Source organism: Deinococcus misasensis DSM 22328, from assembly GCF_000745915.1.
Taxonomy (GTDB): domain Bacteria; phylum Deinococcota; class Deinococci; order Deinococcales; family Deinococcaceae; genus Deinococcus_C; species Deinococcus_C misasensis.
This window is the reverse complement of sequence record NZ_JQKG01000036.1, coordinates 1-23976: the sequence shown is the minus strand read 5'-3', so window position 1 is coordinate 23976 and position 23976 is coordinate 1. Positions and strand designations below refer to the sequence as shown.

The following is a 23976-nucleotide window of genomic DNA, read 5'->3' as shown; positions in this document are numbered from 1 at the left end:
ATCATCAAGGGGATTTGTAGGGGCGCAGCGTGCTGCGCCCTAAACGCTTTAGCCAAAGCCTTTTTAGCCCTCGGCTCTCGGCTCCTGGCCCTCGGCAAGCCACAGACCCTTCTGCCTTGGCTTTTCTATTGCCCTCGGCTCTCGGCCCTTGGCCCTCGGCATTTCACTTTTGCCTTCTGCTTTCTGCCTTGGCTTTTCTGGTGCCCTCGGCAAGTCCCAGCCCCTTCCTCCTGATAGAATTCAGCCATGTCGGCTTTTGCCCTATCGGTGATCCTTGTTTCCCCAAAAACCCCCGGCAACATCGGGTCGGCAGCCCGGGCCATGAAGAACATGGGCGCTGCCGAATTGCGAATTGTTGCCCCCAGATGCAACGTGCTGGACAGCGAAGCCCTCGCTTTCAGTGTGCACGCTGAAGACCTGATTCGCAGTGCCCCCATTTTTGACACGCTGGAAGAGGCTCTGGCAGATCTCGATTTTGCCATGGGCACCACCGCCCGCCAGCACCACGACCTCCCAGAGCAAATTTTTCCATCTGAAGCCCGTCCCTTGCTCAAGGCTTTCCAGAAGGTGGGCATCGTGTTTGGCCGTGAAGAATCCGGCCTGACCACCGAAGAACTGGCCCGCTGTCAGGCGATCATTCGGATTCCCACCTCGGATTATGCCTCCCTGAATCTGGCACAGGCGGTTTTGCTGTGCTGCTATGAATTGCTGCAGGCAGACCGCAGCTCTGGCGCGGCCCCTGTGGTGACCGAAGAAGCCCCAGAAATTGCCCCCAGAGAGCAAATGGAGCGGTTCTACACCCAGCTGGAAGAATTCATCCTGAAAGTGCAGTACACCGACCATCCCAGAGTGAAGCACAAGATGCGTCAATTCCGAAAAATCTTTGATCAGGCCCGCATGAATGAGGACCAGATCCGCATGCTCAGGGGCCTGTGGGCGCAGGCTTTGTGGGCTGCGAAGACGAAGAAGTTTGTGGTTGAGGATTAAAGATGAAACGCAGAAGGCCAAAGGCAGAAGGCAGAAGGCCAAAACCCACCACCAAAGATCTGACCTCAGGTCTCAAAAACTGTCATGAAACCAGAGCAGAAGCCAATGCTCCCATTTGCTTTCTGCCTTCTGCCTTCTGCTTTCTGCAAACTTGAAGGGAGCCCCCCATGTCCATGAAACCGCTGGATTTTCTGCACCCTGCCAGTGAACCCGAGCAACTGTCGCGCAGCGTCAGGCTGGCCCGCAATGTGATGCCGCCCCTGATTCTGGTGACGGTGCTGGGGTTTGAGACCCTGATGCGCCTGTGGATCGAACCGCATGCCACCATTGCCCGACTGGTGTTTTATGGTGGCGTGGGACCTCTGGCGACGTATTTCACCATTGCGTGGATTCTGGAAGGCATCAAGGTGCGGGCCAGAATGGAACTGGAACAGGCCCGGCTTTACAAGGAACTGGACACCGTGCAGGTTTTGATCAAACGCCTTGCCGAGGCCAGCGATCTGGAAGAGGTGCTGGATGTGGCCGCCAGGGGGCTGGTGCAGGCTTCTGGCGCGCAATCTGGCATGCTGATCCTGCCCGGTCAGGTGTTCCGGGTGATGGATGCCGATGGCACCCTCCACAGCACCCCGGATGGCTTTCCCACCGAATTGCCCAGAGTGATCGAGCACCGTGGGGCTGAAAATGGCACCTTGCTGGCCGTGCCTTTTTACTCGTCGGGACGGCTTTCTGGTGGAGCTTATCTCAAATTCAGCCTTGAGATGACCATGGAACAGCGCACCCTGGTGGAGGCCCTCTCTGGCGAGGTGGGAACCGCCATTGAGGCCGCACAGCAACGCACCAGAGACCTGATGACCCTGTATCAGGTGGATGAATCCATCCGCGCGGAACGCAACATGAACCGCCTTCTGGAAAGCGTGCTGACCCGCATGATGGAACGCAGCGGTGCAGAGGCCGGATTCGCCTATCTGGTGGATCAGGATGGTGTACTCAGGCTGGTTTGGGCAAGAGATTTTGATGGGATCATCCATCAAGGCGGAGCAGTGAGCACATTTGCAAAAGAAGTGGCAGAGGTTCGCACACCACTGATGACCAGTGATGCCCCCACCGAAACCATGCTCAAATGCGCCTCTCACGCCATTGGTGTACCCATGCTGGAAGGGGAACATCTGGAGGGGGTGCTGGTGCTGGCCTACCAGCACAATCCGCCTCTGGGAGGGGCAGGGGTACAATTGCTGGCCCTGATGGCCAATCAGGCCACTCTGGCGGTCCGGAATGCCAGAGCCTACCTGTACTCCGAAGAACTGGCCATCAACGAAGAACGCAACCGCATTGCCCGCGAAATCCACGACGGCATCGCCCAGAGTCTGGCTTTCACCGCCATCAAACTGGACCTTGCAGAACGCCTGCTGGAACGGGACCCCGAAAAAGCCCGCACCGAAATCGTGCTCTCCAAACAAACCCTGCGTGAACAAATCAAAGAAGTCCGGCGCAGCATTTTTGCCCTCAGGCCCATCGATCTGGAGCGCTTCGGACTGGTGGAAACCGTCAAAAAATACGTCTCAGATTTTGGCGAGCAACACAACATCCTGACCGACCTGAGTGTCCAGGGCGAAGTGCACCTCTCTCCCAGCGATGAAGCGGTGATCTTCCGGATCCTGCAAGAAAGCCTCAACAACGTGGCAAAACACTCGCAAGCCAAACGGGTCTGGGTGTCTCTGGTGGCCGGAGAATCGGTGACGTTGATGGTCGGAGACGACGGCAAAGGCTTTGATCCCTCTCTGGTCGGAGAACGGGTCACCACCGCAGGGGGTCTGGGCCTCAAACAGATGCGGGAACGCATTGAAGCCCGCGGAGGCAGTTACCACATTGACAGCCAGATGGGGCAGGGGACGACGGTAACGGTGACTTTGCCGACGGGGTGAGGTTTTTGCCGAGAGCCTTGTAGGGGCTATGCGTGCGTCGCCCTGAATCCGAGAGCCGAGAGCCGAGAGCATCGTGTGGTACGACAAAACATTGTCAAGGAGATTTGTAGGGGCGCAGCGTGCTGCGCCCTGCATTGCTATAGCCAAACATTTTTAGCCCTCGGCCCTCGGCCCTCGGCCCTCGGCATTTTTCCTCGGCCCTGTGCCCTCAGCAGTCTTACCAGGCACCCTCCCCACGGGTTATATTGATCCCCATGAGCCAAATCACCTTTCTGAAATCCCTGCTGGAGGCTGTGGGTCCCTCTGGCTTTGAAGAGCGTGCTGCACAGGTGTGGCTGGACGAGGCCGCCACTTTTGCCGACCAGACCTACAAGGACCGTTACGGCAACTCCTTTGCAGTGCTGAACCCCGAGGGAGAGCACACGGTCATGATGTCCGGGCACATCGACGAAATCGGTGTGATTGTGACCCACGTGGACAGCGAAGGCCTGATTTACTTTCAGGGCCTGGGCGGATGGGACCCTCAGGTTCTGGTGGGACAGCGCATCCGTTTGCTGGCCGAAGGTGGAGACATTCTGGCCGTGGTGGGCAAAAAAGCCATCCACCTGATGGACGCCGATGAACGCAGCAAAGCCAGCAAAATCGATGACCTCTGGCTTGATGCAGCCCTCCCTGCAGAGGAAGTCAAAACCAGAGTCAAGATCGGCACCCCCGGACGCATCGAGCAGCCTGTGTTGTTCTCTGGCCGCAAAATCATCAGTCCAGCCCTCGACAACCGGATCGGAGCTTATGTGGTGCTGGAAGCCCTGCGCCGCATGAAAGAACTCGGGGTCAAAGAGCGGGTGGTGGCGGTCGCCAGCAGTCAGGAAGAAATTGGCGCATGGGGCGCCAGAGTGGCTGCTTATGGCTTAAACCCCGATCTGGCGTTCACTGTGGACCTGTGCTTTGAAAGCAAAGCTCCGGGCATCAATGTGAAAGTGCTCGGGGAAAGCGAATTTGGCAGCGGAACGGCCATCACCGTTGGCCCCATGATTCATCCTGCAGTTGCCAAGGGCCTGCAAGCTGCTGCAGACCAGCACAAACTCAAATACACCTTGCAAGCTGCCAGACGCCACACCTCCACCGACGCCGACGAAATCCATCTGGTGCGCTCTGGGGTCCCCGGTGCCGTGCTGAGCATCCCCTCCCGTTACATGCACTCCCCCAACGAAATTGTGGATCTGGACGATGTGGACAACACCATCGAACTGATGGCGCAGTATGTGCTCGGGGTGCAGGATTATGGGTTCATTCGTTAATTAGGGGCTTGACAGGCCTCGCCCTTTGCCGAGAGCCGAGAGCCGAGAGCCGAGAGCATTGTGCTACACGCAAAAAGAATCTTCAATGGGATCTGTAGGGACGCAGCGTGCTGCGCCCTGCATTGCTATAGCCAAAGCTTTTCTGTTGCTCTCGGCTCTCGGCCCTCGGCATTTCTTTTTTGCCCTCAGTCCTTGGCTCTTGCCCTTTTCGCTCTCGGCCTTCTGCCTTCTGCCCTTTTGTGGTCTTTGAATAACATTCGTCCCATTTCCATGTGCTACGCTAAGCCACGTGAAAGATGTCAAGCCCGTGGTGGGCGAGTCCCACGAAAAACCCGAGCAGGTCCGGGAGATGTTCAGCAGCATCGCTGGACGGTATGACCTCCTCAACCGCCTTCTGAGCCTCGGGGTGGACCAGTCGTGGCGCAAAACCGCGACCCAATTGGCCTTGCAAAACCAGCCCAAGACCGTGCTGGATGTGGCCACTGGCACCGCCGACTTTGCCCTGATGCTGAAAAAGACCCTCCCGAGTGCCACCGTGATCGGTTCGGATTTTGTGCCGGCCATGCTGGAAGTGGGCCGCCAGAAAGCCAAGCAGCAGCGCGTTGACATCACGCTGGAAGAGGGGGACGCACTGAACCTGCCTTATGCAGACCAGTCTTTCGATTCCCTGACCTGTGCTTTTGGCTTCCGCAACTTTGCCAACTATGAAAAGGGTTTGCAGGAGTTTCACCGGGTGCTGAAGCCCGGAGGCCGCGCGGTCATTCTGGAGTTTCCACCACCACAGAAAGGCCTGTTTGGAGCCATGGTGCGGTTTTACTTCCGCACAGTGTTGCCCACGCTGGGGGCCATCATCTCGGGGAAAAAGAACGCTTACACCTACCTCCCAGAGTCAATCATGGCTTTCCCAGACCCTGAGAAACTCCGCAAGATGATGGAAGAAACCGGGTTTTCAACGTCTTATCAGGTGTTGACGTTTGGTTTGGCTGCGGTGCATGTGGGTGTAAAGAAGTAAGAACAGCAGCCGTCAGCCATCAGCTTTCAGCGGTCAGCAAATACAATCCAGATGGGCTCTGGCTTTCGCTGACCAAAATGCTTGGGCTGGATGCAAAAGCGCACCATGTTTTCGCTGATGGCTGACGGCTGATCACTGACCGCTTTCCTCATGCTCCATTTGCCCCAAATTCAAGCAAAATGCAATTTGCCCACTCACACGGCTTCCCTATACTGGGAAGATGCATCCCATCAAGGTCAGTCTGCATGACACGTTGCTGTATCTGCATACCGAACCCAAGGGCGTGCGGCCTGTGGACCATTATGAGGTCACCGACTTCGGTCTGTACGTTGCCCGTCCGTTTCAGAACCATCCCAGAATCCAGAGCTGGGAGGCCCACCTGATCCCGAGATTGGGATTGCAGGTGAACGTGTTCCATTACTTTGAGGGCCACAAGGCCAGCCATGACTTTTACCTCGACATCATGCGGATCGAGCGAAAAGGGCACCAGTGGTGCACGGAAGATTACTATCTGGACCTTTTGGTGTTTCAGGGCAGCCATGTGCAGATGCTGGACACCGACGAATACTTGCATGCTGTGCAGGATGGCACCCTTTCTGCGGACCAGGCCTCTTTTGCCCTGATGACCGCCCACAAGACCATGAATGAACTCGGGGCGTTTGGGTACGATCTGGATGCGTGGCTGGCCTCGGAAGGCATCGAGCTGTTCTGGAAACAGCGTGAACTGGTGGGCCAGTAAGCCTGTTCCTTTAGCAGTCACCCGGCCAGAAGGCGGATCAACAAGACCTTTTCCTTGTCAGAGGACGCACATGGCGGGTTAGAATCGGCGCATGACGCAGTCGATTCGCAAAGCCGTGAAGGACACCCCTGCCTACCCCTTTCAGGCCATTGATGTTCCGGTCAAACTGGACCAGAACGAAAACCCTTACGATTTTCCTGCCGAACTGAAAGCCAAAGTCGCCGAGCGCATCCTCTCGGTGCCGTTCAACCGTTACCCTGACCTGCACGCAGACCGCCTGAAGGTGGCCATCGGCAAGTACGAGAACTGGAACCCCGAGGGCATCGTGGTGACCCCGGGCAGCAATGTGCTGCTGCATCAACTCACTTCTCTGGCCGGACTGCGCCAACGGGTCCTGACCGTAAAACCCACCTTTGCGGTTTACACCTTGGAGGCCAGTTTGCTGGAGTCGGAACTGACGCTGGTTCCCCTGAATGCAGATTTCAGCCTGCCCGTGGAGGCCCTGAAAGCCGAACTGCAAAAAGGTGGCCCCGGCATTTTCTACATCACCGAGCCCCATGCCCCGACTGGAAAACTGGACAGCAAAGAAGAAGTGGAAGCCCTGCTGGAAGTCGCCCAGCAGCACGGCTGGCTTTCGGTGGTGGATGAGGCGTATTACCAGTTTGGCGGCAACGATTTCCGCTACACCGTGGAAAAATACCGCAACGTGATCATCACCCGCACCTTCTCCAAAGCGTGGGGGCTGGCCGGCTTGCGCCTCGGGTATGCCCTGACCACTGTGGAACTGGCCACCGAACTGCAAAAACTGGTTTCCGCCTTCAACGTGAACGCCCTGACCACCGCTGCCGTGGAAGTGGCCCTGGAAAACCCCGAGTACGTGCAAAAAATCGCCGACGAGCAGTGCAGTGAACGGGACCGCATGGTGGAAGCCCTGCAAAAGCACCCCACCTGGAAGGTGTATCCTTCGGCCACCAATTTCTTTCTGGTGCGCACCCCCAACGCCTCCGAAGCCTATCAGGGCCTGATTCAGCATGGTGTGCTGGTGCGCCGTCAGGACAGCGGATTCATGCTGGAAGGGGTTTTGCGGGTGTCTGTGGGCACCCCTGAAGAAAACGACACCTTTCTGGACGCTGCCTTCAAAGTTCAAGCCGAGTGAATTTCAGCATCCACTCTGGTGGCTTTCGGTCCCCTGCATGCATTGCAGGGGATTTTCAGTACAGCCTCTGGGATTCCTGCTTGAAAGCAGCAGACAGCTTGCCCTGATTTTGCACCGTCTCGGTGATCCACTGTTCAAGGTTGCGGGTGTCCGTGACCATGTGGTCCTGCACCGCCAGAGAGGTGTACCCCACCAGAATCTGCTGCACCTTCAGTTTGTCGATGTAGAGCTTCAGGTTTTGCTGGTACTGCACAGCCTCAGGAGAACCCTGACAGTTGACCATCTGACTGGCTTTTTTGCCCCCTGTGGCCTGATAAGCATTCTGAAAATCCTGAAATCCCAGCAACCCCGAGTTGTTGCGAAACACCCCATCCATGAAAGCTTGCAGGTTCCTGGGATCATGCTGGGCCACACAGTATTCGTAGCGGGTGCCGATGATGCCCGCATCCCCGAGCCTCTGGACGTTGTACGTGAACAGGGCCACCTCACCACGCTGGATGAAGGGTTTCAAGCGCTCCTGCAACTTGAAATGCTCTTCGGAGCACAGGTTGCAGGCGTAATCGGTGAATTCGATGACCTTGACCAGAGCATCCCGCTTGCCCAGCACAGGCAGCACCTGCAAGAGGTCCTGTCTGCTCTGGATCAGGTCCTGACGCTTGGTGATGGTTTCGGTGATGGCAGCACCCACTGCAAAAATGGCCAGACCCACAAAAAACCCGAAGTACGGAAACCAGTGCTGCTGGGTGAACCTTTTCAGCTCATTGTGACGGTAAGGCACATGCCATTCGCCGTATTCGGTCTGGATCATTTTTGCCATGGTTTGATTTTAAAGGAGGGGGTCTGACAGGAACATGATTTTGAATGCCGAGGGCTGAGGGCCGAGGCCACCATCCAGCGTTAGCTTTTGCCATACAGGGCGAGGCACGCCTCGCCCCTACGAGTCCTCTTGACCAACGCTGGCTTTGATGCAACCGTGCCTTCTGCCTTCTGCCTTCCGCCTTCAGCCTTCTGCTCTTATCCTGTCTTGCCGAAAACAGACCCCCAAATCCCGATCACGATATAATACCCGGCATGATCACATCCGCCGAGATGGAACACCTGAAGAAGCTGGCCCGACTGGACCTCAGCCAGCAGGAAACCGAGCAGATCCAGCTCGAAATGAACAAAATCCTCAGCTATTTTGACAAACTGCAAGAACTCGACACCGAAGGGGTGGAAGAAATGCAGCGCCCCATCAGTCTGGTCAATGTCTTCCGTGACGATGTGGTGGGCGACATGTTCACCCATGAAACCGCCATGTCTCTGGCCGTTGAGCAGGAAGAAGGCTTTTTCAAAGTCCCCCGAGTGGTTGAGTAAGTCCCATCACTTAAGCTGCATGGGGGATGCACCCTGCCCCCCAATGTGTCTGAATAGGAATCAAGATGCTTGACCTGAAATTCATCCGTGAAAACGCCGAAACCGTCCGAACCGCCATCCAGCAAAAACGCGTGAACCTCAACCTCGATGAACTTCTGGCCGTGGACCAGCAGGTCAGCGAGATGAAAAAGACCGTGGAGGCGAAGCAAACCGAGCGCAACCAGAACGCCAAACTGGTGCCCAAAGCCACCCCCGAGGAGCGTCCGGTCCTGATTCAGAAAGGCAAAGACCTCTCTGAGGAACTGAAAACCTTGGAAGCAGACCTGCGTGAAAAACAGGAAGCCCTGCGCTTGCTGCTTCTGAAAGTGCCCAACGTGCCTTTAGACGGGGTGCCTGTGGGCCGCGACGACGAAGAAAACGTGGAAATTCGCCGTGAAGGCGAGCTGCCCACTTTTGACTTTGAACCCAGAGACCACATCACCCTGCTGGAAAACAAAGACTGGGCAGACTTTGAACGGGTTGGCAATGTCTCGGGCAGCCGTTCTTACCTGCTCAAAGGGGACATGGTGCTGCTGGAAATGGCGATCCTGAATTTCGCCATGACTTACCTGTCCCAGAACGGTTTTACCCCCATGAGCGTGTCTGCTCTGGTGCGTCCAGAGGCTTTCTGGGGCACCGGGCACTTCCCCGGAGGCGAAGATCAGGTCTACAAAGTCGAGGGAGACGACCTGATGCTGGCCGGAACCGCCGAAGTGCCTGTGAACTTCCTGCACGCCAAAGAGGTGCTCTCCGAAGACCAGCTTCCCATCACGTATGCTGCCATCTCGGGAGCATTCCGCAGTGAAGCGGGTTCAGCAGGTCGCGATGTGAAGGGCCTGATCCGCGTTCACGAGTTCAAAAAAGTGGAACAGTACGTGATCTGCAAAGGCAACCTTGAAGAATCACAGGCGTGGTTCTACAAGCTGCTCTCCAACGCAGAAGGCATCCTGAAGGCTCTGGAATTGCCTTATCGGGTGATCCAGAACTGCACCGGAGACATGGGTGCAGGCAAAGTCTGGATGTACGACATCGAAAGCTGGGTGCCCAGCGAACAGAAGTACCGCGAGACCCATTCCTGCTCGAACCTCGGGGACTGGCAGGCCAGAAGAACCGGCATCCGCTACAAAGACAAAGACGGCAAGATGCAGTTCCCACACACCCTGAACAACACCGGGATTGCCAGCCCACGCATTCTGGTGCCCTTTCTGGAAAACCACCAGCAGAAAGACGGCTCGATCCGCATTCCAGAGGCCCTGCGTCCCTTCCTCGGTGGACGGGATCGCATCGGCTGAACCTGCTTTCAATCCGTAAACTGGGAGGATTCTTTTGAATCCTCCCAGTTCAAAAAACCCTTTCCAGAGAGACAACCTTTTGTTCTGCTGTCAAATGCTCTAAAGCCAGCACAAAGCGAGGGAATGGTTCCCTCGCTTTCTTTTGGTCAGATCAACGGGCAAAACGGAACAGGTAAGACAGGGCAAACAGGAAACCCACCAGAGGCATCAAGGTCCAACTCTGGCCGTGGTTTCCGGTGATGCTGGTCAACACATTGAGCATGATCAAAGCAAGAACAGCCATCTGAAAAGCCCGTGCAGGTTTGTGGTGCAGAAGGGCTTTGTAACCTTTGCCCAGAAAGTGCAGCAGGGGAAAAAGAAAACACATGCCAATCAGCAGGTTGTAAGGGATGTGCAGAAACCCTGCGCCGTTCAGGGCAAAAACCAGACCTGTGAACAAACCAAGAACCGGATACATTTTGCGTGCGTTCATTTTGATGCTCCTTGCAGGATGGACCGTGAGGGAAAACCTGTGGACTTGTGTCCTCTTCTGAAAACCAGAATAGGGTTTTCGCCTTTTTGCTGGCAGTGCAACGGATCACCTCTGGAAGATGACAGATGTCATGAATGACACACAGGGAGAACCCTGATCTGTCATGCCTGTCATGGAGGGTCCTGCCTCAAACGTGACATGATGGGGGGCATATGCGCCAAACCAACTTCTGGCCCATTCTGGGGATTGCCCTGTCTCCACTGCTGCTTGCAGTGGTCGGCCTGTTCCACCCTTCTGAACTTTCCCGAGCCAATGCACAGGGCTGGACCACCCTGCACCTGTTTCTGATGCTGCTTTTTCCCATGCTGGGCGTGAACCTCTGGTGGCTGGTCACCGGAATCAAAGGGGTGTCTGCCTGGGCCATCCGGGTGACTGGATTTCTGTTCATCGTGTACTTCGGAGGTCTGAACGTGATCTCTGGCATTGCCACCGGCCTGATGGTGCAAAAAAATCTGGACCCCAACTCCCCTCAGGTGGAAGCCCTGACCAATGCTGGAGAGACTTTCAATGTGATTGGAGGCTGGGCTTTCCTGCTCGGTGCTCTGGTGGTGCTTTTTCTGTACTGGCAACTGGTGGGGCGGCGGGCCTTTGCAGGGGGATTCCTGCTGATCATCTCTGCCATTCTGATGTTGCAATTTCCCCTGTATCACACGCTGGGCTGGGTGACTCTGGTGGTCATGGCGGTGGGTTTTGGGTTGCTGCAACACAGCAAGGCTTTCTTCAAGGAGTCCCACAGGGCATGAAAAAAATCTGGATTGCTTTTGTGCTGACCTGTTCTTCTGCTGCACAGGCCCTGACTTTTGAACAACTGAACGATCAGGGATTGGACCTCAAAATCCTCAAAACCGTCCAGAAACCCGCGGGCATCACGGTGACCTACCAGTTTGCTTTTCCAGCATCACGTTCTGGAGAGGTGCAGACCTTCACAGCAGAGGTCCGTGCCCTTCCTGCCAGCAAGCAGATTGCGGACCTCCGTCTGACTGATGTGAAAAACCTTCCGGCCCACCAGAGCGAAGCCGTGTTTGGTGTGCTGCTCAGGATGTCCAGTCTGTGCATGGGGTTTGCCCCCTCTGCAGTGTCTCTGGATTTCATGCAACAGATTGCTGCATCCCAGAAAACCACGTTGAAATTCAACAAAACCTACGGCAAGGTGCAGGTCTCTTACGTGCTGAACAGAGGCAAACTGACCCAACTCAGGTACCTGAACCCGAAACCCGCGAAGAGCAACTGCACCCTGTAATCACTTCCCAGAGACCCTCGCCCGCAAAAGGCGCTTGAGGGCCAGTTCGGATTCGGTGAGGTGGTCTTCGCTGTTGATCTGGTTTCTGACTTTGAAATCGTCCAGAATGCGCCCTTCCAGGTACACATCAAACACCTTGGGTGAGATGTAATGGCTTCGCACCACCGCCGGGGTGTTCCCGAGGTCTGCAGCCACCACCTTCACGCACTCGGTGAGGTTTTTGCGGGCCTGACGGTCACTCTGGGGCAACCCCACCCCCGACAGGAATTCGGCAGCCAGCAAGGTTCCTCCCCATGTCCTGAAATCCTTGGCCGTGAACGGACCCATCACTTCGCGGATGTAACCGTTCAGGTCGTGGGAGTGCAGGCGCACAATGCCATTGTCGGTCTCGGCCTTGAACAGGAAGGCACCAGGCAATTCCTTGAGCCTTGCCATGTTGCGTGCCAGGGTCTGATCGGTGGCAACTTTGTGCTGCCAGATGCTGTGCTTGCCCTTGAACTTGAATTCGACGGTGTTTCCCTCAATTTTCACATGGCGTTTGAGCAAGGTGGTCAGACCGTAGGTCTTGTGCTGCTGCACATAACAATCCGATCCCACCCGAAAACGGGCGATGTACAGCAAACGGGTCATCAGGGAAAGCACTTTCCTCGGGTGCAGGGTGGTGCGCCTCAAATCCTTGGCGCTTTCCACACGCAGGGCAGGCAGGGCATCTGCAAACTTTCCAAGTCGCTTCCATTTGGCCTCAGCGTTTTTCTGCATGAAATCGCTGTGGTAACGGTACTGCATGCGCCCGGCTTTGTCCCGTCCGAAAGCCTGCAACGCCGCCTCGGGATCTGGCGAGATGAACACCTCTGAATAGGCTGGAGGCACGCCCAGAGCATTCAAGCGGGCCACCTCCTCCTCTTCGGTCAGGGGTTCACCATCAGGAAGGAAATATTGAAATGTGTCCAGTGAATGGCCTTCACGGCGGTAATAGCATTCCTGCAATTCTTGGGTGATGGATGGCATGGTACTGCAAGTATTTGCTGTGGGGCAAACTCGGGTTGTAAGGAATGCTCAGGTTGAAGGGTTTAGGGAGCCTTGAGATTGGGGGGTGGGAGGCAAAAGGACTTGTAAGGGCCACGCATGGGTGCCCGAGAGCCGAGGGCCTTGTAGGGGCTACGCGTGCGTCGCCCTGAAGCCGAGAGCCGAGAGCCGAGAGCCGAGGGCATCCTGCTATGCGTCCAGAACATGGTCAAGGGAAGCCTTCTGCTTTATGCCTTCTGCGGAGGGCGAGGCACGCCTCGCCCCTACATTTGCCCTCGGTCCTCGGCATCTCCTACAACAAAACCTTCTCTCCCCTGCGTGCACTCTCCAGAGCCCCAAACACCATCTTCATGCTGTGGATGTTGTCGGTGCAACTGGTCTCTGGAACGCGGTTTTCAAGCAGGGCACCGAACATTTCATCCAGACAGCCGAAGTGGCCTTCCTGACCTTCCCACAGCAATTCGGCTTCGATGCGGTGGGCATCCCGATGAAAAGCCTGCTGCTCTGGATCGGTCACCACCTCTGCGAAAGGCAGGTTCTTGCCATCCCAGAGGGCTGTGCCCAGACTGCCCATCACACGCCAGTCGGCTTCCCATGCGGTGAAAGCCCCCTCTGCACACCATGAGCCGTTGTAGGTGAAGACCGAGCCATCCGACATTTCAAAGATGCACACAGCAGCAGCATTTCCCCGATACCATGAACCTGCGGGATTGAATTCATGGCAGTACACCGACACCGGATCGGCCTGCAAAATGAACCGGGCCTGATCGAAAGTGTGGATGGCCATGTCGAGGACCAGAGGACTGTCCATCAGGTCCCTGAATCCGCCAAAGTGTGCCCCAATGAAAAAGTTGGCCGTGGCGAAACCGGGCTTGCCAATCTTGCCTGAGTGCACCAGATCCCGAAAAGCCCGGATGGGCTTCAGGTATCTGCGGTTCTGCATGATGGCATAGGTGCGTCCAGCGTTCTGGGCGGCTTCCAGCATCTCCTGTGCATCTTGCAGGGAGGATGCCATGGGTTTTTCGCCCAGCACGTCACATCCAGCAGCAAAAGCCGTCAGGGCAATGTCTTTGTGGGCATCTGGAATGGTGATGTCCAGCACCAGATTGGCATTGGTGTGCTCCAGAGCCTCTGTAAGGCTGGTGAAGGTGGGGCACTGCAATTCGTGACGGATTTTCAGGTTTTCGGCGCTCTGGGGATGGAGGTCCACCAGTGCCACAATTTCGGTGTCTGGACGTTTCAGGGCGTATTCCACCCAGGTGTTGGCCATGCCTCCACAGCCTGCAATGACGGTTCTGAAGGGTTTCATTTGGGTCCTTTCGTGGTGGGCTGTTTTCAGGATAACCCGGCAGAAGGCTGTTTGGCCGAGCGCCGAGCGGCCCAGCGCGAAACGTGCCGCCACGTGAGCGCGCAGTGGGGCCAAGACAGAGCCGAGAGCCGAGAGCCGAGAGCCGAGAGCCGAGAGCCGAGAGCCGAGAGCCGAGAGCATCGTGCCAAACGCATGAAAAATGGTCAAGGGGATTGTGGAGGGGCGCAGCGTGCAAGTTCACCAACTTGCGGTGAACTGTTCTGCACAAGACAGCGTGCTGCGCCCTGAATGCTTCAGCCAAAGCCTTTTTAGCCCTCGACTCTGGACCCTCGGCATTTCTTTTGTCCTCAGCAGGAGCGCAGCCCCTTTCTGCCATAATGTTCCCGTGCAACTCCCCGAGCCTTTCGAATCCCGCATGAAGCGCCTGCTGGGTGCAGAGTACCCCGAGTTCAAAGCTGCGCTGGAAAGCAGCCGCGCTCTGGGTCTGCGGGTGAATCCCCAGAAACTTTCTCCATCAGATGTGGAGGCCCTGCCTTTTCTGGAGGGGCCAATCCCGTGGTCCAGATGGGGTCACTATTACCAGAGCGATTCCCGTCCCAGTTCCCATCCTTTCTTTCTGGGCGGAGGGTTTTACCTGCAAGAACCCAGTGCCATGGCGGTTGCAGAACTGGCCGCGCCCAAACCCGGCCAGTGGGTGATTGACCTGTGTGCTGCACCGGGAGGCAAAACCACCCATCTGGCCAGTTTTCTGGACGGTCAAGGGGTCTTGATCGCCAACGAGTTCACCCAGAGCCGGGTGTCCAGACTGATGGAAAATGTGGAGCGCTGGGGGGCCAGAACCACCGTGCTGAACAACCCCATCGACCGCATCGCCCGCAAATGGGAAGGGCTTTTCGATGTGGTGGTGCTGGACGCCCCCTGCTCTGGAGAAGGAATGTTTCGCAAAGATCCCGAGGCCCTTTCTGAGTGGCGCGAGAGCACCCCTGAACGTCTGGGACGCCTGCAACAGGATCTGATCGAGCAGGCTGCAAAACTGACGGCCCCAGAGGGAACGCTGGTGTATTCCACCTGCACCTTCTCTCTGGAGGAAAACGAGCAGGTCATTGAGCGCTTTCTGAAATCCCATCCCGAGTTTCGTCTGGAATCGGCCCATCTGCATCCGGCTTTTTCAGAGGGCTTTGGTTTGCCCGAAACCGCACGCCTCTTTCCGCACAAATTGCAGGGAGAGGGGCACTTCATGGCCAGACTGATCCGTGTTGATGGAGAAGAAGGGGATGTGGAGTACGAGGAGCACGCCAGAGTCAGCAAAACCTCCCTGAAGGCATGGGAGGAATTTCGCAAAGCCCAACTGGACACCGAACTGGATGGGGTGGTCACTGAACGCTCAGGGCACCTGTATCTGGTCCGTGAACACCTGCCAAGCCTCTCTGGTCTGAAGGTCCCGGCCCCCGGCATTTACCTTGGAGAAGTCAAATTCGAGCGTTTTGTGCCAGCCAAGGCCCTTGCCCACCACCTGAACCTGCAAAAAGTTTGCCGTCCCCTTGAAGTGGGAACGGCAGACGCCTTCAAACTGGAATTTGGTGAAACTTTAGAAACAACCGCACCAGACGGATGGCACTGGCTGCACTTCGCTGGCATGGGCCTGACCTGGGGTCTGGTCCGCAAAGGGCGTCTGAAACCTACACCACTTCGGGTGTGACCTCTGGCGGCAACACCAGATAAGACAAGAGGACCCCAAACACCCCAGACGCAAACACCGTCCCGAGCCACAGGTGGATTTCCCATCCCATGCGTCCAGTCAACAAAACCGCCAGAAAGTAAGTCAGGGAAAAGACCGCAGGCATCAAGAAAGCCATGCTTCTGAAAGCAAAGACCCTCTGGATGCTGGGTTTCAAAAGGAAGCGCAGGACCTCCAGAGCCACCACACTGACACCCACGGTCAGGTAATAGAGCTGGATCACATCTGCCTCGACGCGGTCCAGCACCACCAGACCCAGCTGGGCAGGCAACAGGATCAGGGCCAGTGCACCCGCAGGCAAAGTCCATCGGCGCATGAAAAACAGCATCACACCAGAGAGCAGGATGGAAAAGATCAGCACGCCCATCACCCCACTGGATTTGCTTTGCCACATGTCCACCACTCCGACCCCTTGCAGCAACGGCACCGCATACATGGTGAAAAAAGTCAGCATGGCATAGGTGATGCCCAGAGACAGCATGGCAGGCACGGTGGGTGTTTTGCGGTTCCATGCAGCCCTCAAGGGACTGGAAACCAGCATGAAGCCACTGGTGGCCAGCAGCAGGTGCGGTGGGCTGAGCAAAGCTGCAATGTTGGCCTCGATGCCCAGCAAAGTGTGCCAAGTCAGGTCCAGCACCCCACCCAGAATGAACACCAGACCTGCAAAGAACGCCAGACGGTAGGGTTTCAACTCGGGCTGGCTGCGGGACTTCCAGAGGGCAAAACTGGACGCCACAAACGTCGCAAAGAACCCGGAATACAAAACCGCATGCCACGGTGTGAAAAAGCTTTCCATTCCGGGCACATGCACATGGGCCCAGCCGTCCAGATACAGCCCTCCCACAAACCACAGGGAGGCCAGTGTGAAAATCCAGTCGATGGCACTGGGAAGGGTTGAACTTGCCGCAGGGGTCAGGGTTCGGGTCATGGGGGTCTCCTGAGGAGGGATTCTGGTTTCAGTATGGGGGATGGGGATGAGAGGGGGGTATGGTTGTAGGCTCGGGGGGCCTCGCCTGATGCCGAGAGCCGAGAGCCGAGAGCCGAGAGCCGAGAGCCGAGAGCCGAGAGCCGAGAGCATCGTGCTGTACGTCCAGAAAATCGTCAAGGGGATCTGTAGGGGCGCAGCGTGCTGCGCCCTGAACGCTATAGCCAAAGCTTTAAGCTTTCTTTTGCTCTCGGCTCTCGGCCCTCGGCATCTGTCTTTTGCCCTCGGCATATACTCCCTCCACCCCAACACGTTAAAGTGTAAAAACCATGACCTCTCCCCTCCTCCACCTTGAAAACGTGCATGTGAAGCTGCAAAACCAGAGGGTCCTGCATGACCTGAACTGGTCCCTTTTTTCCGGTGAACACTGGGCCGTTTACGGTTCCAACGGGGCCGGGAAAAGCACCTTTTTCAAGCTGGTGCGTGGTGACCTCTGGCCCGAGCATGGAGGGAAGCGCATCTACAACCTCTCTGGAACACCCACAGACAGTCCCATTCAGGCGAAAGAGCGGATTGCTCTGGTGTCCCCAGAGGCGCAAGACTGGTACTTGCTCCAGGACTGGGAGCAAACGGCGTTGCAGGTGGTGCTCACCGGGCTGTTTCAGAGCCAGTTGCTGTACCAGCAGGTGGAAGATCATGATCAAGAAATGGCCCACAGGTGGCTGGACCAGTTGGGCCTTGGGCATCTGGAAAGCAGGGACGTGCGCATGCTCTCTCAGGGGGAAAGAAGGCGGGTGTTGCTGGCCCGTGCCCTGATGGGCAAACCTCAGGTGCTGCTGCTGGATGAGTTCTTCGAGGGGGTGGACACCCCGTCCAGACGGTTCCTGAAAAAGGTGCTGGAGGAGGTGTCTGAAAACACCACCCTGATTTACAGCACCCACCGCACCACCGAGGAACTGCCTTTCACCACCCACACCCTGACCCTGAATCAGGGCAGGCTTTCAGAAGGCAGACCCGAGCTGAAAACCCCTCCAGCATGGGGACACGGTGTCCAGAGCACCGAACAGGGCGAGGTGATTTTGCACCTCGATTGCCCGGAAACCTACCGAGAAGAACACCTCGTCCTGAAAAACATTCACTTTGAGATGCGTGAGGGGGAGCACTGGGCCATTCTGGGAGCCAACGGCTCTGGAAAAAGCACGCTGGCCAAACTGATCCGCAAAGAAATTTACCCGGCTTACGGAGGCAAAGTGCTGCACCACGGGCAGGAGGTCAGTGCATGGGTGGCGAAAAAAGAATTCGCTCTGGTGGCTGGAGACCAGCAGTACCGCCACAAACTGAATGTGCCTGCCAGAGTGGTGATCGCCTCGGGGTTCTTCGATTTTGTGGGTCGCCACGATCCCTTGACCCCAGAGCAAAAAGCCCGCGTTGATGAGGTCATGGAAACCCTGCACCTGCAAGACCTCGCAGACCGGCCTGCTTTGCAGCTTTCACAGGGTCAGTTGAAAAAAATCCTGCTGGCCCGGGCGGTGGTGGGACATCCCCATGTGGTCATTCTGGACGAGGCTCTGGATTATCTGGATGCCGAGGCCAAAATCCTGTTCACAGAGGCTCTGGGGAAGCTTGCTGAAACAGGGACCCGCTTCATTTGCATCACGCACCACATGCTGGACTTGCCAGAGTTCCTGACCCATGTGATGCTGCTGGAGAATGGTGAAATCCAGTTTCAGGGCAGGATTCAGGATTTGCCTGCGGAGAGGTTACCGGGGATTTGAGGATGGGGCTCGGCGTGCCTCGCCCGTTGCCGAGAGCCTGGTTTCCTACACAACAAAAACTGTCGAGAAGGCTGTTTGTAGAGGCGAGGCATGCCTCGCCCGTTGCCGAGAGCCTCCTAACCCTGAGGCTGCAACACCGCGCTGTGAAGGGCCAGCAACACCTCTTGCAGCCCTTTCTGGAGCACCTCATCCAGCACAGAACCTTCTGGAGACAATTTCTTGTTGACCAGACCCACTTTGAGTTGTGCTCCCTCTGGCACCCATGCACCCAGCATGCCCAGAGTGAGCATCAGGGAGTGGTGCGCCTGCTCTCCTGCGGTTGGATACGGCGAGGCACTGATGGCTGCCACAGGTTTGTTTGCAAGGTCTCCAGAGCCCACCAACCAATCCAGTGCATTTTTGAATGCCCCGGGCACTCCGGCGGCATACTCTGGCGTGCACAGAATGACCGCCTGTGCTGCCTGAATTTTCCCCCTGAACTGCAAAACGGCCTCTGGCACCTGACCGTCATGGTCAAGGTCTGGATTGAAATGGGGCAAGTGTTCCAGACCTTCCCAGATCTCGATGTGGATGTGCTCTGGGGAATGGTTTTTCAGGGATTGAAGCAAAAGGCTGTTGCTGGATGATTTGCGAATGCTGCCTGAAAGGGCAAGAAAATGGGGCATGGTTCATGGTAGCAGAAGGCTTTTATCGGGCTCGGCTTGCGTCGCCCATTTGCCGAGAGCCGAGAGGCGAGAGCCGAGAGCCGAGAGCCGAGAGCCGAGAGCCGAGAGCCGAGAGGCGAGAGCCGAGAGCATCGTGCGATACATTGAAAAAATGGTCAATGGGGCTGTAGGGGCGAGCGGGCAGAGGGACCAGCGCCCAGCGCGAAACGGGCCGCCCCGTGAGCGCGTAGTCAGGGCAAGACAACCTGCGGTCCCTTGTTTTGCCAAAGATGGCGTGCCTCGCCCTCAATGCCTGAGCTGAAGCCTTTTTAGCCCTCGGCAGGCTGCAAAAACCCCACCACTTCACCAAAACAGGTGTACACCTTGCCTCCCCAATCCTGCGAAAGCTCTGAATTCAGTTCGGGTTTGAGTCCCTCCAGAATGAAGGCAGGACGGGCATCCAGAGCGATGCTGCCCTGATGGTCCAGACGGTTCAGCACCTGTTCAAAATCCCAGTCTCTGGCCCACAGTTTTTTGAGGGCCACCAGCACTTCGCGTCCGGGATAGGTGGTTTCGGTGGCCTCGAAGTGCAGGTCATCAGGGCGGCGCACATGCACAGGGCGACCAGACAGGCCCGAGTTTTTCAGGGCCAGATAGATCCGCTGGATGGGATCATCGAGCAGGTAACTTTCGATCATCAGCTTCTGGGCTTTTTCGCAAGCCACTTCCAGCAGGTCTTCATCAATGCGTTTGGGGTTGATGCCCACAAACAGCTTTCTGATTTGCTCTGGGAGGTTGTTGCTGGCGTAAAAAGTTTCTTCGTACCGGGGGCTGAGGATGAATCCATTGGCCACTTTGAGGTGGTGCTGCGCGAGTCGCAGGCCTTCCTGACCCACTTCCAGAGCGCTTTGTTTGGAGGCTTCCTGAAAGGTGTACATGGGAGTACTATACGACGGCTGTTATGGTGGAGAGGGGTCAAACTTACCTTGCCCAGAAGCCGAGAGCCGAGAGCCGAGAGCCGAGAGCATCGTGCTATGCGTGACAGAAATGGTCAAGGGATATGTAGGGGCGAGCGGGCAGAGGGACCAGCGCCCAGCGCGAAACGGGCCGCCCCGTGAGCGCGTAGTCAGGGCAAGACAGCCTGCGGTCCCTCGTTTTGCATAAGACGGCATGCCTCGCCCTAAACGCTTCAGCCACAGCCTTTTTTGCCCTCGGCTCTCGGCCCTTGGCAAGAAAAACTCCTCTTCACATGACACCAACCTCAACCGCCCCTATACTACTCCCATGTCTCCCACACGCATTTATCCCCTGAGCCTCCTGATCGGTGTGCTGCTCTGGGTGGGTGTGGTGCTTTTGTGGGGGCAACAGCGTTACGCAGAATTGCGGGTGGGTTTTGACACCGAGGCGAGGATTTTGCACCGGGTGCTTTCCCAGAGGGCCGAGCAGAACGAGGCTTTGCTGAACAGTCTGGCCATCTCTGCGGAAATGGGGCTGTCTGAAAATCAGTTGCGGGCTTTTGTGGCTTCTTTGACCAGCAGTTACCCCCAGATTGCTGGGGTGGAGGTGTGCCAGAACGCTTGCAAGTGGGTGCTGGAGAAAAACCCGATGGCCGATTATGCCATTGCTCAAAAATTGGCCTCCGGAGGGAAAATCCAGCTCTGGATCGATCCCAGCAAACTGCTCAGGTCTGGAGAGGGCATGTCCAGAGCCGCTTTCACCTTGCAGGGAGATGGAAAAAACCTGCTCAGGGGACACGGTCAGGATCCTGTTTCAGAGTTTCCAGAGTTGCATGTCCAGAAGATTCTGGGGTCTGAAAGCCAGCCTTTTGTGCTGGAGGTGCGCCAGTCGGTGCTTTTCAGGGATTTCCCAATCTGGCAGATGCTGGGACTGGGCGTCTTGATGGTCCTTCTGGCCCATGGGGCAGGCTCTGGGGTGCAAAGTGTTTGGCGGGCCAGAGAAAGCACCCGCCGGGCTGAACTGGCTTTGCAGCAAGAAAAAGACCGGGCGCAGGTGGTGCTGAATGCGGTGGATGACGCCCTGATCACCTTCAATCGGGAGAACACCATCCAGTACATCAATCCTGCGGCCATGCAGCTTCTTGGCACGCCATCCTCTGGACAGAAGGTGCCAGAGGTGGTGGAGTTCCAGCAAGGCCCCTCCTTGCCCGAGGTGTTGCAGGGGTTCTGGCAACAGGAAAAAGATCAGGATTTGCCGGATGGAGTGTGGCTGAAAGGTCGTCCTATCGAAGGAAGCCTCTCGATGCTTCCCGACCGCTCAGGGGCAGTGCTGGTGTTGCGGGACCTCGGACCGTTCAGGCAACGGATGCTGAGCCGTCTGGAAGAAAGCGAACGCAAGCGCAAGGAGCATGAAGCCCTGCTCACCCATGTCATGCGGGTGAACACCACTGGAGAGGTCGCCTCTGGGATGGCCCATGAGTTGAACCAACCGCTGACTGCCATCCTCAGCCAGAGTCAGGGGGCCTTGCGGGTGCTGGAAGAGGGGGACACCGATCTGGCGAAAACCGCCTTGCAACGCACGGTTTTGCAGGCCAGACGGGCAGGAGAAATCATCCAAAGGCTGAGGGCACATCTGGTGCGACAGCCCCTCAAATCCAGCCGGGTGAACCTGTCCGATCTGGTGTCCAGACTCTCAGGTTTGCTTGAAGCCGATCTGCAAACCAGAAACCTGCAACTTTCCGTCCACCTCTCTGGTCTGCCCGATGTGGAAGCCGACAGCATCCAGTTGGAACAGGTGCTGCACAACCTGATCCGCAACAGCATGGAAGCAATGCAGGAGCGTCCCCTCTCGGACAGGCGCATTGAAATTGCCGGATCTGTGGAGTCTGGGCAGGTGCTTCTGACGGTGCGTGACCACGGTCCCGGCCTGTCTGAATCTGCTCTGGAGCACCTGTTTTTGCCCTTTCACAGCACCAAAAAGGAGGGCATGGGGGTGGGTCTTTCTCTGTCGCGCACCCTGATGCAAAGCATGAATGGTGAGTTGTTCGGCGCCAACCATCCCGAGGAGGGGGCCGTCTTCACCCTGCACCTTCAGGTCTTTCAGGAGGAAACCCATGTCCACTGACCAGCCCACCGTACACGTACTGGACGATGATCAGGCCGTCCGTGAAGCCCTTGAATTTTTGATCCAGACGGTTGGCCTCAGCGTGAAAACCTACCCCTCCCCCACCCGGTTCTTCGAGGAGTTTGATCCAGAGGCCGTGGGCTGCCTGATCATGGACATCCGCATGCCCGTGATGAGTGGCCTGCAGGTGCAAACCGAACTCAAAAACCGCCACATCGACATCCCCATCATCATGATGACCGGACACGGGGATGTGGAGCTGTGCAGGAGGGCTTTTTTGAACGGGGCAGTGGAGTTTTTGCTGAAACCCATTGATGAGCAACAGCTGATCGATGCCCTGCAGAAAGCGGTTCGACAGCACATCCAGAGCCGTGAAAAGCTGGCCGTCACCCAGCAGGCCAGAGAACTGCTGGACAAACTCTCTCCCAGAGAAAAAGAAGTCCTGCAAGGGATGCTGGAAGGCCTCTCCAGCAAACAGGTCGCCAAGGAACTCGGGCTGTCTCCCAGAACCGTGGAAACCCACCGTTCGCACATCATGGAGAAACTGGAGGTTTCCTCTCTGGCACAACTGATCCGGCTGTATTTTCATGCCTTGCATGCCGGGGCTCCGTAAAACTACGGATGCCAGCCCGTAAATCACCGAATTTTTTTCTGTAAGCCAGCTTCGTACCATGAACACATGAAACACACCCTGACCCTCCTGATCGCCCTGACCGGAAGCGTTTTTGCCCAGAACACCATCAGCACCCAGAACATTTCCCTGTCCGCAGCCAACACCATCGCCATGCAAGCCGTGGCCGAATGTCAAGCCAAAGGCCACTTCGTGACCGCAACTGTGGTGGACCGCTCGGGTCTGGTGGTGGCCGTGGCCCGCGCAGATGGAGCCGGCCCCCACACCATCGAGGCCAGCAAAGCCAAAGCCTTCACCGCAGTGAGCGCCCGCAACCTGACTTCCGCCGTGCTGGAAAACGTGCAGAAAAACCCGGCTGCCCAGTACCTGCCAGACATTCCCGGCTTTCTGGCTCTGGCCGGAGGGGTGCCCATCCGCGTGAACAACGAAGTGGTGGGCGCAGTGGGTGTGGGAGGCGCACCCGGAGGTCATCTGGACGAGCAGTGCGCCGTGGCAGCCATTGCCAAAGTGTTCGGGCAGTGACCCCACCTCGCTGCGCTTTCCTCCCCTGACAGGGGAGGATTTTTTTGGGCTCCAAATCAAAAGTCCCCCCTGATCTTCAGGGGGGACCACGAAGCAGGGGGGTGGGTTCAAGCTCCGCCCGGATTCAACTTGGGTGTGATCGTTGGGGGGTTCTCTTTGCCAGAGTCCTCTTCATCGGGCAGTTGTCCGCCTTTGAGGAGGATGCGGAATTCCTCACCCGAGAGGGTTTCACGGGTCATCAGGGTTTCCACCACCGTGTGGATCACTGGTTTGTACTCCTCCAGGATGCTTTTCACCTTGCTGTACTGCGTGTCGATGATCCGTTTGATCTCATGGTCGATGCGACGCGCGGTTTCTTCAGAGTAATTCTTGGCGTCCTGATAGCCACCAAGGTAGGTTTCATTCTCGACCTGGTGGGCGATCTTGCCGAGCACCGGACTCATGCCCCACTCGGTCACCATCTTCCGGGCAATGTTCGTGGCTTTCTGGAAATCACTCGAAGCCCCCGTGGTGATCTCCCCGAAAATGATCTCCTCCGCCACCTGACCGGCCAGAGCCACCGCGATCATGTCCTCCAGCACACCCTGCGAGTAGTGCATCCGGTCCTCGGGCATGGGCATCATGTAACCCGCAGCACGGCCCCGAGGCACAATCGTCAGTTTGTGCACCCGGTCTGCGTTCGGCAGTTTCTCTGCGGCCAGAGCGTGTCCCACTTCGTGGTACGCCGTCACTTTCTTGTCTTTGTCTGAAAT

22 protein-coding genes and 1 pseudogene are annotated in these 23976 nt (G+C 56.9%); 15 read left to right on the top strand and 8 right to left on the bottom strand.

Features of this window, described 5'->3' with window-relative positions; genetic code table 11:
- Positions 1-246 precede the first annotated feature (246 nt).
- The 6 genes from Q371_RS17915 to hisC all read left to right on the top strand — a co-directional run bounded on the left by Q371_RS17915 (position 247) and on the right by hisC (position 7114).
- A complete protein-coding gene (locus Q371_RS17915; protein ID WP_051964736.1) occupies positions 247-987 on the top strand; it encodes an RNA methyltransferase in 741 nt (246 codons plus the stop codon).
- 167 nt (positions 988-1154) lie between these two features.
- The gene (locus Q371_RS17910) at positions 1155-2909 is read left to right on the top strand and encodes a histidine kinase (RefSeq protein ID WP_034342892.1); all 1755 of its coding nucleotides are present in this window, start codon (positions 1155-1157) and stop codon (positions 2907-2909) included.
- 254 nt (positions 2910-3163) lie between these two features.
- Positions 3164-4207: a M20/M25/M40 family metallo-hydrolase gene (locus Q371_RS17905; protein WP_034342889.1), complete on the top strand. Its 1044-nt coding sequence runs from the start codon at positions 3164-3166 to the stop codon at positions 4205-4207.
- Between the two features lie 289 nt (positions 4208-4496).
- Entirely contained in the window at positions 4497-5219 is a 723-nt protein-coding gene (gene ubiE, locus Q371_RS17900; protein ID WP_034342886.1) for a bifunctional demethylmenaquinone methyltransferase/2-methoxy-6-polyprenyl-1,4-benzoquinol methylase UbiE, read from the top strand.
- A 220-nt stretch (positions 5220-5439) separates the two neighbouring features.
- Positions 5440-5958 carry a DUF402 domain-containing protein gene (locus Q371_RS17895; RefSeq protein WP_034342884.1) on the top strand — a complete coding sequence of 173 codons (519 nt, stop codon included), beginning with the start codon at positions 5440-5442 and terminating at the stop codon, positions 5956-5958.
- 91 nt (positions 5959-6049) lie between these two features.
- Positions 6050-7114: a histidinol-phosphate transaminase gene (hisC, locus tag Q371_RS17890; RefSeq protein WP_034342882.1), complete on the top strand. Its 1065-nt coding sequence runs from the start codon at positions 6050-6052 to the stop codon at positions 7112-7114.
- Between the two features lie 55 nt (positions 7115-7169).
- Here hisC and Q371_RS17885 read toward each other — a convergent pair whose 3' ends face one another.
- Positions 7170-7931 (bottom strand): DsbA family protein, encoded by a 762-nt coding sequence (locus tag Q371_RS17885; protein ID WP_034342880.1) that lies wholly within the window; start codon positions 7929-7931, stop codon positions 7170-7172.
- A gap of 254 nt (positions 7932-8185) precedes the next feature.
- Between Q371_RS17885 and gatC the strand changes: the two genes are divergently transcribed.
- Both gatC and serS read left to right on the top strand, forming a co-directional pair.
- On the top strand, positions 8186-8470 hold the full coding sequence (gene gatC / locus Q371_RS17880; RefSeq protein ID WP_034342879.1) for an Asp-tRNA(Asn)/Glu-tRNA(Gln) amidotransferase subunit GatC: 285 nt from the start codon (positions 8186-8188) through the stop codon (positions 8468-8470).
- Between the two features lie 65 nt (positions 8471-8535).
- Entirely contained in the window at positions 8536-9801 is a 1266-nt protein-coding gene (gene serS / locus Q371_RS17875; protein ID WP_034342876.1) for a serine--tRNA ligase, read from the top strand.
- A gap of 151 nt (positions 9802-9952) precedes the next feature.
- Here the strand turns inward: serS and Q371_RS17870 are convergent, their stop codons facing one another.
- Positions 9953-10273 carry a hypothetical protein gene (locus Q371_RS17870; RefSeq protein WP_034342874.1) on the bottom strand — a complete coding sequence of 107 codons (321 nt, stop codon included), beginning with the start codon at positions 10271-10273 and terminating at the stop codon, positions 9953-9955.
- 212 nt (positions 10274-10485) lie between these two features.
- Here Q371_RS17870 and Q371_RS17865 point away from each other — a divergent pair, with 212 nt between their 5' ends.
- Together Q371_RS17865 and Q371_RS17860 are read left to right on the top strand one after the other, a co-directional pair.
- Complete coding sequence (locus Q371_RS17865) at positions 10486-11076, top strand: hypothetical protein (RefSeq protein WP_034342872.1); 591 nt, start codon at positions 10486-10488, stop codon at positions 11074-11076.
- Positions 11073-11573 carry a hypothetical protein gene (locus Q371_RS17860; RefSeq protein WP_034342870.1) on the top strand — a complete coding sequence of 167 codons (501 nt, stop codon included), beginning with the start codon at positions 11073-11075 and terminating at the stop codon, positions 11571-11573. Before Q371_RS17865 ends, Q371_RS17860 begins: the two co-directional genes overlap by 4 nt.
- Here Q371_RS17860 and Q371_RS17855 read toward each other — a convergent pair whose 3' ends face one another.
- Both Q371_RS17855 and Q371_RS17850 read right to left on the bottom strand, forming a co-directional pair.
- Entirely contained in the window at positions 11574-12581 is a 1008-nt protein-coding gene (locus Q371_RS17855; RefSeq protein ID WP_034342868.1) for a DNA topoisomerase IB, read from the bottom strand.
- Positions 12582-12891: 310 nt separating this feature from the next.
- The gene (locus tag Q371_RS17850; protein WP_034342865.1) at positions 12892-13908 is read right to left on the bottom strand and encodes a Gfo/Idh/MocA family protein; all 1017 of its coding nucleotides are present in this window, start codon (positions 13906-13908) and stop codon (positions 12892-12894) included.
- Positions 13909-14293: 385 nt separating this feature from the next.
- Here Q371_RS17850 and Q371_RS17845 point away from each other — a divergent pair, with 385 nt between their 5' ends.
- A complete protein-coding gene (locus tag Q371_RS17845) occupies positions 14294-15607 on the top strand; it encodes an RsmF rRNA methyltransferase first C-terminal domain-containing protein (RefSeq protein ID WP_051964741.1) in 1314 nt (437 codons plus the stop codon).
- Here Q371_RS17845 and Q371_RS25970 read toward each other — a convergent pair.
- Positions 15588-16574, bottom strand: coding sequence for a hypothetical protein (locus tag Q371_RS25970; protein WP_051964734.1), 987 nt, complete (start codon positions 16572-16574; stop codon positions 15588-15590). The genes Q371_RS17845 and Q371_RS25970 overlap by 20 nt on opposite strands.
- 326 nt (positions 16575-16900) lie before the next feature.
- Between Q371_RS25970 and Q371_RS17835 the strand changes: the two genes are divergently transcribed.
- Entirely contained in the window at positions 16901-18346 is a 1446-nt protein-coding gene (locus tag Q371_RS17835) for an ABC transporter ATP-binding protein (RefSeq protein WP_034342863.1), read from the top strand.
- Between the two features lie 116 nt (positions 18347-18462).
- On the opposite strand, the gene Q371_RS17830 is transcribed toward Q371_RS17835, so the two are convergent.
- Both Q371_RS17830 and Q371_RS17825 read right to left on the bottom strand, forming a co-directional pair.
- Positions 18463-19011: an NADPH-dependent FMN reductase gene (locus tag Q371_RS17830; protein ID WP_034342861.1), complete on the bottom strand. Its 549-nt coding sequence runs from the start codon at positions 19009-19011 to the stop codon at positions 18463-18465.
- A 308-nt stretch (positions 19012-19319) separates the two neighbouring features.
- On the bottom strand, positions 19320-19928 hold the full coding sequence (locus Q371_RS17825; RefSeq protein WP_051964732.1) for a hypothetical protein: 609 nt from the start codon (positions 19926-19928) through the stop codon (positions 19320-19322).
- A gap of 346 nt (positions 19929-20274) precedes the next feature.
- On the opposite strand from Q371_RS17825, the gene Q371_RS25965 reads away from it, so the two are divergent.
- From Q371_RS25965 to Q371_RS17810, 3 genes are all read left to right on the top strand, one after another.
- Positions 20275-22071, top strand: coding sequence for a PAS domain-containing sensor histidine kinase (locus tag Q371_RS25965; protein WP_051964730.1), 1797 nt, complete (start codon positions 20275-20277; stop codon positions 22069-22071).
- Positions 22061-22684: a response regulator transcription factor gene (locus Q371_RS17815; RefSeq protein ID WP_034342859.1), complete on the top strand. Its 624-nt coding sequence runs from the start codon at positions 22061-22063 to the stop codon at positions 22682-22684. The genes Q371_RS25965 and Q371_RS17815 overlap by 11 nt, the downstream gene beginning before the upstream one ends.
- Before the next feature lie 66 nt (positions 22685-22750).
- Complete coding sequence (locus Q371_RS17810; protein ID WP_034342857.1) at positions 22751-23224, top strand: GlcG/HbpS family heme-binding protein; 474 nt, start codon at positions 22751-22753, stop codon at positions 23222-23224.
- Positions 23225-23331: 107 nt separating this feature from the next.
- On the opposite strand, the pseudogene Q371_RS17805 reads toward Q371_RS17810, so the two are convergent.
- Positions 23332-23976: pseudogene (locus tag Q371_RS17805) on the bottom strand (ATP-dependent zinc metalloprotease FtsH); the annotation flags it as partial.

Coding starts and splice junctions, on each gene's coding strand:
- Q371_RS17910 (WP_034342892.1), top strand. CDS start 1,155: ATGTCCATGAAACCGCTGGATTTTCTGCACCCTGCCAGTGAACCCGAG.
- Q371_RS17830 (WP_034342861.1), bottom strand. CDS start 19,011: ATGCCCCATTTTCTTGCCCTTTCAGGCAGCATTCGCAAATCATCCAGC.
- Q371_RS25965 (WP_051964730.1), top strand. CDS start 20,275: ATGTCTCCCACACGCATTTATCCCCTGAGCCTCCTGATCGGTGTGCTG.
- gatC (WP_034342879.1), top strand. CDS start 8,186: ATGATCACATCCGCCGAGATGGAACACCTGAAGAAGCTGGCCCGACTG.
- Q371_RS17855 (WP_034342868.1), bottom strand. CDS start 12,581: ATGCCATCCATCACCCAAGAATTGCAGGAATGCTATTACCGCCGTGAA.
- Q371_RS17825 (WP_051964732.1), bottom strand. CDS start 19,928: ATGTACACCTTTCAGGAAGCCTCCAAACAAAGCGCTCTGGAAGTGGGT.
- Q371_RS17835 (WP_034342863.1), top strand. CDS start 16,901: ATGACCTCTCCCCTCCTCCACCTTGAAAACGTGCATGTGAAGCTGCAA.
- Q371_RS17895 (WP_034342884.1), top strand. CDS start 5,440: ATGCATCCCATCAAGGTCAGTCTGCATGACACGTTGCTGTATCTGCAT.
- hisC (WP_034342882.1), top strand. CDS start 6,050: ATGACGCAGTCGATTCGCAAAGCCGTGAAGGACACCCCTGCCTACCCC.
- Q371_RS17870 (WP_034342874.1), bottom strand. CDS start 10,273: ATGAACGCACGCAAAATGTATCCGGTTCTTGGTTTGTTCACAGGTCTG.
- Q371_RS17915 (WP_051964736.1), top strand. CDS start 247: ATGTCGGCTTTTGCCCTATCGGTGATCCTTGTTTCCCCAAAAACCCCC.
- Q371_RS17815 (WP_034342859.1), top strand. CDS start 22,061: ATGTCCACTGACCAGCCCACCGTACACGTACTGGACGATGATCAGGCC.
- Q371_RS17860 (WP_034342870.1), top strand. CDS start 11,073: ATGAAAAAAATCTGGATTGCTTTTGTGCTGACCTGTTCTTCTGCTGCA.
- Q371_RS17865 (WP_034342872.1), top strand. CDS start 10,486: ATGCGCCAAACCAACTTCTGGCCCATTCTGGGGATTGCCCTGTCTCCA.
- Q371_RS17905 (WP_034342889.1), top strand. CDS start 3,164: ATGAGCCAAATCACCTTTCTGAAATCCCTGCTGGAGGCTGTGGGTCCC.
- Q371_RS17810 (WP_034342857.1), top strand. CDS start 22,751: ATGAAACACACCCTGACCCTCCTGATCGCCCTGACCGGAAGCGTTTTT.
- Q371_RS17850 (WP_034342865.1), bottom strand. CDS start 13,908: ATGAAACCCTTCAGAACCGTCATTGCAGGCTGTGGAGGCATGGCCAAC.
- Q371_RS17885 (WP_034342880.1), bottom strand. CDS start 7,931: ATGGCAAAAATGATCCAGACCGAATACGGCGAATGGCATGTGCCTTAC.
- serS (WP_034342876.1), top strand. CDS start 8,536: ATGCTTGACCTGAAATTCATCCGTGAAAACGCCGAAACCGTCCGAACC.
- Q371_RS25970 (WP_051964734.1), bottom strand. CDS start 16,574: ATGACCCGAACCCTGACCCCTGCGGCAAGTTCAACCCTTCCCAGTGCC.